This is a genomic window from Candidatus Filomicrobium marinum, assembly GCF_000981545.1.
GTDB lineage: Bacteria > Pseudomonadota > Alphaproteobacteria > Rhizobiales > Hyphomicrobiaceae > Filomicrobium > Filomicrobium insigne.
In genome coordinates this window covers 694,472-706,697 of record NZ_LN829119.1, presented here as the reverse complement: position 1 = coordinate 706,697, position 12,226 = coordinate 694,472, and the positions used below count along the sequence as shown (strand labels likewise).

10 protein-coding genes are annotated in these 12,226 nt (G+C 58.9%); 6 read left to right on the top strand and 4 right to left on the bottom strand.

Translation table 11 applies throughout. From position 1 onward, the window contains the following. Positions 1 to 75: 75 nt before the first annotated feature. Positions 76 to 1,092 carry a CarD family transcriptional regulator gene (locus YBN1229_RS03455; RefSeq protein ID WP_046479901.1) on the top strand — a complete coding sequence of 339 codons (1,017 nt, stop codon included), beginning with the start codon at positions 76 to 78 and terminating at the stop codon, positions 1,090 to 1,092. 111 nt (positions 1,093 to 1,203) lie between these two features. On the opposite strand, the gene YBN1229_RS03450 is transcribed toward YBN1229_RS03455, so the two are convergent. Then, complete coding sequence (locus YBN1229_RS03450; RefSeq protein ID WP_082101003.1) at positions 1,204 to 2,115, bottom strand: thermonuclease family protein; 912 nt, start codon at positions 2,113 to 2,115, stop codon at positions 1,204 to 1,206. Between the two features lie 23 nt (positions 2,116 to 2,138). Further along, positions 2,139 to 4,607 carry a WD40 repeat domain-containing serine/threonine protein kinase gene (locus YBN1229_RS03445; protein ID WP_046476704.1) on the bottom strand — a complete coding sequence of 823 codons (2,469 nt, stop codon included), beginning with the start codon at positions 4,605 to 4,607 and terminating at the stop codon, positions 2,139 to 2,141. Between the two features lie 415 nt (positions 4,608 to 5,022). Between YBN1229_RS03445 and YBN1229_RS03440 the strand changes: the two genes are divergently transcribed. From YBN1229_RS03440 to YBN1229_RS03425, 4 genes are all read left to right on the top strand, one after another. Then, on the top strand, positions 5,023 to 5,613 hold the full coding sequence (locus YBN1229_RS03440; protein ID WP_139165381.1) for an FHA domain-containing protein: 591 nt from the start codon (positions 5,023 to 5,025) through the stop codon (positions 5,611 to 5,613). A 58-nt stretch (positions 5,614 to 5,671) separates the two neighbouring features. After that, a complete protein-coding gene (locus YBN1229_RS03435; protein WP_090230346.1) occupies positions 5,672 to 6,475 on the top strand; it encodes an FHA domain-containing protein in 804 nt (267 codons plus the stop codon). Further along, positions 6,476 to 7,258 carry a PP2C family protein-serine/threonine phosphatase gene (locus YBN1229_RS03430; protein ID WP_046476702.1) on the top strand — a complete coding sequence of 261 codons (783 nt, stop codon included), beginning with the start codon at positions 6,476 to 6,478 and terminating at the stop codon, positions 7,256 to 7,258. A 162-nt stretch (positions 7,259 to 7,420) separates the two neighbouring features. Next, positions 7,421 to 8,401 carry a DMT family transporter gene (locus tag YBN1229_RS03425; RefSeq protein WP_139165380.1) on the top strand — a complete coding sequence of 327 codons (981 nt, stop codon included), beginning with the start codon at positions 7,421 to 7,423 and terminating at the stop codon, positions 8,399 to 8,401. An 83-nt stretch (positions 8,402 to 8,484) separates the two neighbouring features. Here the strand turns inward: YBN1229_RS03425 and YBN1229_RS03420 are convergent, their stop codons facing one another. Together YBN1229_RS03420 and YBN1229_RS03415 are read right to left on the bottom strand one after the other, a co-directional pair. Further along, entirely contained in the window at positions 8,485 to 9,507 is a 1,023-nt protein-coding gene (locus tag YBN1229_RS03420) for a 2-dehydropantoate 2-reductase (protein WP_046476696.1), read from the bottom strand. Between the two features lie 169 nt (positions 9,508 to 9,676). Then, complete coding sequence (locus YBN1229_RS03415) at positions 9,677 to 10,861, bottom strand: succinate--CoA ligase subunit beta (RefSeq protein WP_046476692.1); 1,185 nt, start codon at positions 10,859 to 10,861, stop codon at positions 9,677 to 9,679. Positions 10,862 to 11,460: 599 nt separating this feature from the next. Here YBN1229_RS03415 and YBN1229_RS03410 point away from each other — a divergent pair. Further along, entirely contained in the window at positions 11,461 to 12,147 is a 687-nt protein-coding gene (locus tag YBN1229_RS03410) for a GntR family transcriptional regulator (protein ID WP_046476689.1), read from the top strand. Positions 12,148 to 12,226: the final 79 nt, after the last annotated feature.

Here is a 12,226-nt window from a genome sequence, read left to right as displayed (position 1 = left end):
CAAGGGCGCTGTCCAATACCGTCCGTGTGGTTTCTTGGACGGCTCGTGTGTGTGGCAAAAAGTGAGACGATGCAAATGGCTAAAAAGACCAAAGTCGAGGTCAAGGCGACACCCGCAAAAAGTAAGGCCAAGAGTGCAACGAAGTCGATCAGCAAGTCAACTCCCGTGAGCCCAAAGTCGACCCGCGGTTCGACGGCTGCTTCCGCCTCCAAGAAATCGACAGCTAAGGCTGCCGCGCCTACTGCAAAGAGCAAGTCTGCAACGGCCGCAAAGCCACGCGCTACCGTTGCGCCGACCAATAAGGCTGCTGCGGCTCGTGTGAGCCCGACAGCGTCGAGCAAGGGTCGTGTTTCGGCCGCTGTTGCTTCTACCAAGAAGGCATCATCAGCGAGCCCTGTGAGCGTTACCCGCAGCGTGGCCGCCTCGGTTGCCGAGAAGGCAGCAAAGAAGATCAGCGCTCCTGTGAAGCCGGCGGCTCCGAAAGAGGCGCCTGTGCAGACGGCTGCGCGCGTGAGTGATCAGCAGAAGAAGTCTGTGAGCCAGCGCCATGGCTTTAAGACGAACGAATACGTCGTCTATCCAGCGCATGGTGTGGGCTGCATCATTGGCATCGAAGAGCAGGAAATTGCCGGCATTGCTCTCGAACTCTTCGTCATCAACTTCGAGAAGGAGAAGCTGACGTTGCGGGTGCCGACTGGCAAGCTTGAATCTGTTGGCATGCGTAAGCTTTCGGATGATGGCATCGTCAAACGCGCGATGGAGATCCTGAAGGGCCGTGCGCGCGTCAAACGTACGATGTGGAGCCGCCGTGCTCAGGAGTATGTCGCCAAGATCAACTCAGGCGACCTCGTTTCTATCGCTGAGGTTGTGCGCGACCTTTATCGGTCGGAAGCGCAGCCCGAGCAGTCGTATTCAGAGCGTCAGCTTTATGAAGATGCTCTCGACCGTATGGCACGTGAAATTGCGGCGGTTGAGAAACTCGATGAGCGCGGCGCAGTTCAGCGCATCACTGACGTGCTAAGCAAGAGCGCACGTAGCCGTCGCGCGGCTGCTGAGGAAGAAGCTGCCGATGCGGAAACTCGTGCGGCCTAAGTTAGGTTGCGGTCGCTTCGTTGATATTCAAGAAGGCGCCGAACGTGAAAGACGTTCGGCGCCTTTTGTTTTTTGGGGACCGCTGAGGCCAGACCTTGTCCTCCCGATCTGTCACGATTGATCTTTTTTCAGGAGTTCGATCTGGTTCGGGTGCGTGACCTCAATGTGCGGGCCGTTGTGAATCTCGATCCAGCCGCGTACTCGGATGCGGCGACCCTTTAGAGTTTTGAGGTCCTTGGCCCAGTCGCGTTGGCCGGTTAGTGATGCGCATGCAATGAATGCCGTGAAGGCAAAGCGACGATTTCGACCGAAGTTGAGATAAACGTTGCCGCGAGAGCTTCCTACGCCTGTTATGCGTCCCTCAACGAGTTGGAATGTTCCCTTGAGCCGTCGTAGATGCTCAGTGCGCGATGAAGCAATGGGGCGGTAGGCTGCGAGAGACCAAAGTCCAAGCCCGGCGTTTCGTGCCCGGTTCTCGGCCTCAGCGAGTGCATCAACACATTCGGCATTCCCCGGTATCACGTAGGTGCGCGCGTGGCCGTTGGTGACGAGATGCCTTTGGACCCACGTGCGTCCCTGTGAGCTGTCTTCTCGAACCACATGGGCCAGGGTCCGTCCGTATCGGTCGCGATCAATCGCGGGATAATAAAGACGTACGCTGTGACCGAGTACGAGTTCGGTGAGAGCTCTTGCGGCACGCTCTTGGAGTGTTTCTCGATATCCGGCGGCGGTGCTGGACGGGGCCGGTGTTCGTGCTCCTATCAGTCGGACGAGACGGCCATCATCGAGGCGGATGGTTTCTGCATCAACGACATCGGTAACGGTATGGAGCGCACCGCGTTTAAGACGACAGGGTGGGGAGAAGCCCGTCTGATCAATGTCGTAGCCTGGGGTATTGCTCTCCGTTGATCCTGAGGCGGAGGTGGCGAGATGAAAAGACAACGCCAGCACCGCTAAAGTGCAGGTCCGTATTGCCGATTGTGCTGCAGGTTTTCGAAGCCGATTCACACGAGGCGCCTGCATTCATTCGGCCTCCTAAAAGCGGCTTACCGTTGCGCTGTTCTGCGGGGGACCATCCAAACGCGGATTTTGCCATCGTCGCCGGCACTGATCAGGCGGCTTCCGTCGGGTGAAAAGTCGACGGCTGTCACTTCGCCGGGGTGGCTTGCAAAGGTCTTTACTGTTCTTGAGCGTTCGACGTCCCAGAGGCGGACGGTTCCATCTGCGCTGGAGGAGGCTAGTAGACCGCCGGAACCGCTAAACGCCAAAGCCGTGACGCTATCTTTGTGGCCACGCAGCCGCCGGTAGGTCCTCTGGGAGGAGGTCGACCAGAGGCGTATGTCTCCGTTGAGCGTCGCGGACGCAACCCTTGATGCGTCGGGAGAGAACTTGACGGCCGTTACGAAGTCAGGGTGCCGCCTGTAGGTGCGTACGAGATCGAGCGTATTGAGGTTCCACAGTTTGACCGTTCGGTCGGCGCCGCCGGAGGCGAGAAAGGGGCCTTGGGGTGCGAAGGCGATGGCCTGCACCGCGTTTTCGTGTCCTTCGAAGATGTGGACGGGACTACTTGGAGCGCGCAGATCCCATAGGGCAACTTTCCAATCGTGTGCTGCTGCGAGCAGGCGACCAGGCACGTTCGTAAACGCGAGCGACCAAATGCTCGCTTCATTCCGCTGCAAGTCAGCAACCTTGTGGCCCGAGGTTTTGTCCCAGACCGCAACGTATCCGTCCGCGTGTCCGGTCGCGATGTACTCGCCCTGTAACGCAATTGATGTGGCGGCTCCATGGTCCATCGGAATGATACGGGAGAGGCTGCCGTTGCTGGCATTCCAAATTCGGACCGTCGCGTCGGCACCCGCAGATACGATGCTGTAGCCGCCGGGGGAGTACGCTAACGCTGTGACAGCGCCGGTGTGACCCACGAGCTGTTGGAGCAACGGGTTCGCAGGGCCATCGTCTTCGGCAGGGCGCTGTTGAAGGGATGCTGTCGTCTCAGGTCGTTGTCGCGGCTTTGGGAGAGTGCTGCTTTTTGTTGTTGCCGCGCTGTGTTCGCCCATGGACGGCAGGTACGCCGCGACGTCGATTTCCGGAAACTGATCGCGTGCCGCAATCACGCCTGTTCCGAGCCCGCCAACCAAAATGAGCTTGAGGAAGAGCGAGACCCATCCCGAGCGGCCCGCACGATTGGCGCGGGGACGCGCGGGTTTGCGTGTTTCCACTGGCACAGGAAGTGCGGCGGCTTTGCGCTCCTTGCGCTGCCGACTGCTTGCTGCGCCTTTTTGTGGCGCCGCCTTCTTCGCTTTCTTTGCGAACAGCGGGGGCGGTGCCGTGTTCAGCTTTACTGTTTTGGCAAGAGGCGATTGAGCCGCTTCTTCGTTTGCATTTATTTCGGCTGGAGCGGCATCGGCTTCATCGGCAGCAGGGTTGTCGGCCTCGACATTCGCCAACGCCTCAGCTAGCGGCTTGCGCTTCAAGCCGTCTACGAAATCAAGGATACCACCATGCGGTCCTGGGGCGTCCGGAGGTGGAGGCATTCCGGGATCGGGTGTTACCACGTCAAAGGCCCGTTCGGCTGCTTCCTCTTTCGATTGTGCGGCGCGACCCCGCGAGAGCCAGCTACCCCGCTGAGCAGGAGGGGTATCGGGCGCGAGAAGTTCGCCGCGCCAAGCTGCGATCGAACGTGGCCGAGCATCGATATTGAGGGCCATTGCGGCATCGATCGCGCGGAGAAAACGTGTGCGATAGGAGCTAAGTGCGGCCTGACGTGCAGGAATATACTCGTCGTTGACCATGCGCGAAGGCGCGTCCGGAGGCCGCTTTCCTGTAACGGCATGGTAGAGAGTGGCGCCGAGGGCGTAGATATCCGTCCAAGGGCCCTGCTGTCTGCTTGTCTCAGCATATTGCTCATAGGGACTGTAGCCCGGCTTTACGAGAGCGGAGACCGTCTTCGAATGACTCGCGATTTCGCCGCGCGCTGAGCCAAAGTCTATGAGAACCGGGTTGCCATCCTTGCGGATGATAATGTTGTCCGGCGCGATGTCGCGATGGAGAAAATCCGCCTTGTGAATGAGTTCGAGCGCTTGGAGCAACGGCTCCAGAATGCGATCCAGCTCTTTCTGGCGAGGTGCGCGCCCGAGGCCTTTGAGCCAGTTTTTAAGGCTTTGGCCCTCCTCGAAATGGAGAACCATGTAGGCAGTGTTGTTCGCGCGGAAATAACGGTACACGCGCACAATGTGCGGGTGGTTGAATTTTGCGAGCGTCTGGGCCTCTTCGATGAAGCGGTCCAGCCCCCAACGGTAATCGCCATCGCAATCTTGCGAGCGCGGGCTCGCGTTGATGCTATTGGCGCGGGCGGCAAAATCCGAGGGGAAATATTCCTTGATGGTTACGCGACGCTCAAGCGCAAGCTCGTCGGCAAGATAGGTGATGCCGAAGCCGCCGGCTCCGAGCACACGTTCTATCCTGTAGTCACCGACAAGCTCAGTGCCATCTGGAAGCGCTATCAGGTTGGTCATCGTCCCCGTTAAGTCCAGTCTACCGATATTGGCGATGCCATAATCGTCTTACATGACACGCGCCGATTCTTTCACCAGTTTTCCGAGGCGTAAAACCTTGCTCATGCCATCTTTGCAGCACGATTGTGGCGTTCGCGCGTGCGCGCATGCATGTAGCACGGATAAAGTTTGACACTGACGCGATTGGGCGGAAAGGCCAAGAGGGGACGGGGACGTGCGGGGCGGAATTGCGTATGAAGTCGGAGTGAATGCCACAGTGGCAGGGGATCGTTGCCGCCGTTTGACGGCTATACCGACATTTTTGAGGTTCCGACGATCGTTGTTGTGGATAAACAAGACGGCGTGGCAGTGCTCAGTGATCGCTTTGAGCGCTAGATTGCTGGCGGCTGATTCGGCTCTCGCCAACGAGGTTTCAATGCCAATCTGGGATATCGCCGCCGATTGGCAGGGTGATTTGCTGAGCTGGTGGCAGCGCGTGACTTCCGACTTTGGTGATCTTCTTGGTCAGGGCTATGGACAGGCTCCAGCGTTGCTGTTGGGATTGAGCCTTGTGGTCATTGTGCCGCTGTTCGTTGCTGCGGGTTTGATTTTGCGGCGGTCCGGGAGTGTCATCGAGCCCGACCGAACGGTGCGATATCCGGCGGCGCAAAAGCTGCCGACGACTAACCCACCGCCCTATTCACACAGGGTGATCGTCCCAGGAGATGCGTTTGTGCAGATTCAGGAGACGTCTGACGCGGAGGTTTCGGAGTTCCGCTTCAGCGGTGCGCTGATGGTTCGGATTGGCCGGGAGGAGGATAACGACGTGCGACTAACCGATCCTACCGTGCATCGTTACCATGCGGTCATAAGTCGGTCCGCAGATGTTGGTTATGTCGTTTCTGATTTATCCAGTTCGGATGGTAATGGCGTCATCGTCAACGGAGAGAGGATTCGGCGGCAACGCTTGAAGGACGGCGACGTCATCACCCTGGGGACGGCGAAATTGACGTTTCGACTGCAATAGACAGTCAGCGCCGGATGCTGGCGCGGAGGAGACAAGTGGCGAAGAGGAGCGACGCGATATGGCCAACGAATCGAAGCCGGTAGCCGGTGGGAAATCTGGTTTTTTGGGAACATTGAAAGATGCGTTGGTGGCGGCGAGCCGAGACGAAACCGGTAAACCGCAAAAGCCTGCAGAAAGCGCTGCCCCTGAGGCAAGTCCGGCGACCATAGCTTTGCCACCGCCTGTTGCGCCCTCGGAACCTGCGCCTGCCGCTGAGCCTCCTCCTGTCACCACCCGTGTAAAAGACGGCAATACGGGATTGAGTGCAGCGGAAGCCGCGCGCGAAGCGCGCACCCGTGGCCCGCAGCATGCAACGCCTCCTGATGCGCATGTGGAAGCCGATGCACCGCCTACGACGCGGGTCGTGAAGACGCCGAGTGCGCCGAAGGCTGAAGAGAACTCCGAGCGAACCCAGCTGGTACGCGGTCGCCAGCAGGTCAAACGCGGTGAATTTGAGCGTGATCCGGTGGTGGGGTGGCTAGTCGTTGTAGGCGGCCCTGGGATCGGTTCATACCGGCCGGTGTTCGAGGGAAACAATACGCTGGGACGCTCGCCCAACCAACGCATTCCGCTCGACTTCGGTGATGATGCGATTTCGTCGGAAGAGCAGGCTTACATTCGCTACGATTCCAGCGACCGGTCTTTCCTGTTCGTGCCAAATCTTGCTAAGACAAATGTGGTTTCGGTGAACGATAAGCGCCCGACTGGCGCCGTTGAACTCACCGCAATGGATGTCATTACGGTCGGTCGCACGCAGCTTGTCTTCGTGCCCTTCTGTGGGCCAGAATTCGATTGGTCTGAACTTGCCGAAAACAAGGATTGAATGAACGCCTTTGAACACGCCTGGCAGACAACGCGCGGGGCCAGGGAGTATCAAGAAGACAGCGCTGCCGTCGCAAACGGATCGAGCCCGGCTGGAGGTGTGCCTCTCGTAGCTGTGCTGGCCGATGGAATGGGTGGTCACACTGGCGGCGCGTTGGCCAGCCGCGTTTGCTGCGAGCAATTTCTCGAAGCCTTCACGAAGCGTAACGGGCCGGTGCCGGACCGGTTGCGCGATGCGTTGGATGCAGCCAATGGCGCGGTAGCGCAAACGGTGATCTCAAATCCGGTGCTATCAGGGATGGGTTCGACGCTGATCGGCGTGGCCTTCTCCGAGGGCGGTGTCGAGTGGGTCAGTGTCGGAGACAGTCCCTTGTGGCTGTTCCGCCGGGGCGAAATTGCTCTGCTCAACGAGGATCACTCGTTAGCCCCGGAGCTGGACCGGTTGGCTGAGATTGGACGGATGACCGTCGAAGAGGCGCGTTCTGATCCGCGTAGGCATATGCTGCGTTCGGCGGTGACGGGCGATGAACTTGATCTTGTCGACCAATCTCAACGACCTTTGACGCTGGAAGATGGCGATTACATTATTCTGGCGAGTGACGGTTTGCAGACTCTTGAAGAGAGTGAGGTCGAACGCATTATCGCGGCCTACGCGGAGGATGGACCGGACGCAGTGGCGAGCGCGCTTATCCGTGCTGTTGAGGCTGTCCGTGATCCGCATCAAGACAATGCCACGGTCGTCGCTGTGCGTGTTGTGGCCGCTGAACAAATCGGCTCCGTTTAACGCCGTAAGCGCGTGCGGAGATTGCATGGGTTTGCGCCATCACCCTGCAGGGCGGTGAACTCGGTCGTTGGCACAGCGTTGTTTCCTCGCGTTTCACAGAGCTTGAAACTAGGCTCGGGTGATGCTCGTGAGCTTGCGTGTGTGGCGTATCGGGAGACTAACTTGACCGGTTTAAATGAAGGGCAGCAAGTCAGGGCCGACGGTGGTGCTGGCGGCTGGCGCGCCGGTCTCAAGGCAAGTGGGCGGCCCGGGGCTGCCAACGATCCTCTCCTCGGGGCGATTTTCGTTATTATCGCCATGGCTTTGTTGGCGGGCCTTCTCTCGTTGGGCCGGTACTTAGCATTGCAGGGTATGGATCCGCTGCAGGTTCTTTTTTTTCGCAATGCGTTCTGTGTCGTATGGATGCTGCCGCTGCTTGCTTGGCGTGGGCCCTCGCTATTCCAGACCAAGCAACCGAAACTCTACGGCGCGCGTGTTGTGCTGAGTTTCATCTCGATGATGGCCATGTTCCAGGCCGTGGCTTTGATCCCCATCGGGGAGGTGACGGCAATCGGATTTCTGTCACCACTGTTCGGCACGGCCGTCGCAATAATGGTTCTCGGCGAACGCGTCCATTTCCGCCGCTGGGCGGCTCTGGGGATCGGGTTTCTTGGCGCCATGATTATCCTTCGGCCAGGGCTTTCCGAACCGGGCTGGGGGCAGTGGGCGGCGCTGGTCTCCGCTCTCGCGGTCGGTGGCATCGGACCTCTCGTCAAACAGCTGACTCAAAAGGACGATGCTGATCGCGTGGTTTTCATCACCAATGCGATCATGACGCCGTTGGCACTCGTGCCGGCGTTGTTTGTTTGGCAGTGGCCATCACTGGACCTGTGGCCGTATCTGGCAGCTATGGGGCTTTGCGCGGTGCTTGGGCATATGGCGCTCGTACGAGGCTACGCTGTGGCGGAGGCGTCTTTGGTCATGACGTTCAAGTTCGTACGTTTGCCGTTCGCGGTCGCGATCGGGTTTCTCGCATTCGGAGAGGCGATTGACGCTTTAACGTGGGTGGGCGGGCTCATCATTTTTGCAGCTTCGGCTTACGTTACGCGGCGGGAGGCGCAGTTGAAACTCAGGGCGTCATCGCGGCCAGCGGCGGGGCTCTAAGGGAGGCGGGGCTCTAAGGGAAACGGCCGCGCTTTGGGCGCGGCCGCATTGTGCGTTTAATTCTTCCAGACCAACGCGTCGTATCAGTCGACCGAGTTGGTGGCCTCTTCCGGTGCCGCGTCTGGGAAGACTGGGTAGACGTTGGCTACGCGACCCATCTGTTGCGTGAGGGCGAGGACAGTGTCGATGGTCGGTGTGTTCACATCGACCAGGCGACCCATTTCCTGGACCACCGTCAGCAAGGCGTCGAGCTCGATTGGCCGGCCGCGTTCAAGATCCTGCAGCATGCTCGTGCGGTGTGCACCAACCGACGCTGCTCCGTTGATGCGGCGCTCGATGTCGACGCGGAAATGCGCACCAATTCTACGCGCGATGGTTTCAGCTTCTTCCATCATCCGGCGTGCGACTGAGCGTGTGCCGGGATCAGTGGCTACGATATCGAGCGTGGCGTGGGTCAGGGCCGAGATTGGATTGAAGCAGAGGTTGCCCCACAACTTAAGCCAGATATCGTTCCGGATTTCGGGATAGATCTTCGGCTTCAGACCCGCGGCTTCAAAGGCGCCGGCCAGAGCTTTGACGCGGTCTGTTTCTTTGCGTGTCGGTTCGCCCAGGCCATAGCGATCGCCGTAGGTGTGCTTGACGACGCCCGGCTCTACGATTTCGGCGGCGGGATAAACCGTGCACCCGATGGCGCGTTGGGGCCCGATCGCGTTCCACTGCCGTCCGCCGGGGTCGACACTTTCGAGCTGGAGGTTCGCGTACTGGCCTTCGAAGCCATAGAAGTACCACCAAGGGATGCCATTTTGTGCGGTGACGACCGCTGTATCGGGTCCTAGGAGAGGTGCCATCTGTTCGGCGACTTCCCACGCTTGGTGTGTCTTGAGCGCGATGATCACATAGTCTTGAGGCCCCAGGTCGGCAGGGTTCTTGCTCGCCGGCATACGGGCGACCTTTTCCTCGCCGTTGATAAGTAGCTTGAGGCCATTGTTTTGGATCGCTTCCAGGTGCGCGCCACGCGCGATCAACGAAACATCAACGCCGGCAAGTTTCAAAAGAACGCCGATATGGGCGCCGATGGCACCCGCTCCGTAGATACAAACTTTCATTTATTCCTCCCGGAATGTGTTGGGCACGCGCTGCTCTTTTTTGCAGCTTTGCGATCGTGATCTTGGTCCACGTAGGGTTGGTCCGATCTGGTATACCAAGTCAAGGGGGTCTGGGTGCGACCATCAGGACGCGGTAAACTGCCTGACCCCGTCGTTTTCGCAAAATTGGTCAGGCGGCTGCCGATTTGAGAGCAGCGGTTAGCTTTTGGATCGCATCCTTCATGTCGGTGGCATCGATAAATTCGATGCCAGAACCGGCGAGCCGCGTGCGCGCGAAATCAGCGTTGTTGCCCGCGAGACGGACGACGAGAGGAACGCGTCGTGTGGTTTGCCGCATTGCAATGGCGATACCCTCGGCGATCGTATCGCATCGCTGCATGCCGCCGCCGTGGACGTTCACGAGCATGGCCTGCGTCCTGGGATTGTTGAGTACGAGGCCCATCCCGTGGGCGATGTCGAGGCTGGATGCTGTCGTGCGGACGTCCATGAAGTTGGCGGGCCGACAGCCAGCTTCGCGGAGCATGTCGAGTGTCGCGAGCGCGAGGCCGGCACCGTTGACGACGACCCCGATATCACCGTCTAGAGCGGTGTAATTGAGCTGGTGGCGGTCGGCGGCCAGTTCGTGTGGGTCACCATCCTCGAGTTCCAGCGCTTGGCGGAATGCCGCAAGGGCAGGGTGGCGAAACAGAGCGTGAGTATCGAGCTCAAGTTTGGCGTCGAGGGCCCGGAACTGACCGGTTGCAGTTATTGCCAGAGGGTTGATCTCGACCTGGGTGGCGTCGAGTTCGACGGCGAGGCGCGCCATTTGGCGAAAGATGCGTGCCGCCTCTTCGGCTGCCGCCCCTTTAAGTTCAATTGCTTCGGCGGCGCTTTTGAAATCGGCAGAGGGACCGTCGCTTGTCAGGTCTATAGGCGTTTGCCGGATCAACTCGGGCTCGGCCGCAATGCGCGCCTCGATACCCGTACCGGCTACCCGGCTGGTCAGCAATTTCAGCCGGCCGGCGCTCCCGTCGAGCACAACGGCGGCATAAACTTGCTGTACGGCCGCGACGGATTCCTCGACGAGCAGCCAACGAGCTTTTTCGCCGTCGGGACGTGTTTGGTTTGTTGTGAAGATCTGGCCAATAAGCTGTTCGGCCGTCGCCTCCACGCCCTCCTTCGAAGCTGCAAATCGGATAGCGCCAACGTCTATACGATTGCCCGATAGAATCTGCGCCTTCACCGCATAACGGGCGCATTGCAGTCGTGCCGCGGCGCGCCCAGCTCCGGCGACATCGTCAACAACCCGCCCGGCGGGAACCGGAATTTCGTAGCGCTGGAGAAGTTCCTTAGCCTGAAATTCGTACAAGCGCATTGCGGGTGTCCAAGTCTCTTGATCTCGTTGTCCGTGGGCATGTCGCGCGTGAGGGCGCTTACCCCGTTTGAACGACTTGCTGTCTCTTTTTGAGATGTAGCAGAGTCGTAGAGGGAGACCTCATAGGCGACACTCAAAAAACGAGCGTTATCCTGCAATATGCCGATTGCGTAGCGCGATTATTTGGCATATTGTATGCCATGCAAGGCGCAAGCAAGGATCCTCTCCGATCACCGGATTTGGACCCAGAAGAAGACGCCACAGAATTCTTGGGGTCAACGGGCTATCGCCGGCTTGCTGACCTTCGGATAAGCGGCAGGAAACGTGGGCAATGACAGAACCAACCCATGACATCACTTGAAGGGAGCACTATAGTTCGGTATCTGGTATACCAGATGCCGGAGGTTTGTTGGGTTCACCTACCAATGGTCATGGTCGCCGCAGGCGACATCGAGCGGCCAAACGATGGGTGCAGCCACGCTCTTGAAGGCGAATGTCATGGCGTTCGTTTTACGTCATTTTGCAACAACATCCGTTTCCGGAGGGCAAGGATCGATGACCGCATCTGAAACCTTTTCCGGACGGCGCCCAGGTATTTTATGGCTGTGACTTCCATCAAAATCGATCTCATCGGCGAGAATCAAAGTCTCAAAGCGAGAGCTTATGAGGCGCTGAAATCCGCCATTACGAATATGAACATTTATGATGCTGATGCTCAACTAAAGCTCGATGAACGCGATCTTTCCGCGCGCTTCGGCATCAGCCGAACGCCGTTGCGGGAGGCCTTGGCTCAGCTTGATCAAGAAGGCCTCGTCAAGGTCGTCGCGCGGCGCGGTATCTTTATCGTGCGCAAGACTAAGGCCGAAGTGCTCGACATGATCACGGTTTGGGCAGCGTTGGAGGGTATGGCCGCGCGGCTTGCGTGCTCGGCGGCCAGCGCCGACGACATCGCCGCATTGCATCGTCTCGTCGATGACTACGGACAAGACGAAGTGGCCATGCGGCTCGGCGAATATTCAGACGCCAATATCACGTTCCATCAGGCAATTCTCAGTCTCAGTGGAAACCCTCTGATTCAGGGCATCGCCGACAGTCTTTTCCTGCACGTTCGCGCGATCAGGAACCGGACGATTATCGAGCAGGATCGGGCCAAACGGTCCGTCGCAGACCACAAGGAGATCATTGAGGCGCTTGAAGCACGAGATCCGGACCGGGCTGAACGCTTGGTGCGGGAACACACGATGAAGCTGCGAGATCACGTCGAACGCTTTGTGGACATCGACTGAAGAAGCCACAGAGCCAACAGCCACAACCATATGACCGGGGGATATTCTCCAAAGCCGGTCGAACTCGAAGGGAGCTGAG

Excerpts from the sequence above, each read along its gene's own strand:
- YBN1229_RS03455 (WP_046479901.1), top strand. The coding sequence starts at position 76 with ATGGCTAAAAAGACCAAAGTCGAGGTCAAGGCGACACCCGCAAAAAGT.
- YBN1229_RS03450 (WP_082101003.1), bottom strand. The coding sequence starts at position 2,115 with ATGCAGGCGCCTCGTGTGAATCGGCTTCGAAAACCTGCAGCACAATCG.
- YBN1229_RS03445 (WP_046476704.1), bottom strand. The coding sequence starts at position 4,607 with ATGACCAACCTGATAGCGCTTCCAGATGGCACTGAGCTTGTCGGTGAC.
- YBN1229_RS03440 (WP_139165381.1), top strand. The coding sequence starts at position 5,023 with ATGCCAATCTGGGATATCGCCGCCGATTGGCAGGGTGATTTGCTGAGC.
- YBN1229_RS03435 (WP_090230346.1), top strand. The coding sequence starts at position 5,672 with ATGGCCAACGAATCGAAGCCGGTAGCCGGTGGGAAATCTGGTTTTTTG.
- YBN1229_RS03430 (WP_046476702.1), top strand. The coding sequence starts at position 6,476 with ATGAACGCCTTTGAACACGCCTGGCAGACAACGCGCGGGGCCAGGGAG.
- YBN1229_RS03420 (WP_046476696.1), bottom strand. The coding sequence starts at position 9,507 with ATGAAAGTTTGTATCTACGGAGCGGGTGCCATCGGCGCCCATATCGGC.
- YBN1229_RS03415 (WP_046476692.1), bottom strand. The coding sequence starts at position 10,861 with ATGCGCTTGTACGAATTTCAGGCTAAGGAACTTCTCCAGCGCTACGAA.
- YBN1229_RS03410 (WP_046476689.1), top strand. The coding sequence starts at position 11,461 with ATGGCTGTGACTTCCATCAAAATCGATCTCATCGGCGAGAATCAAAGT.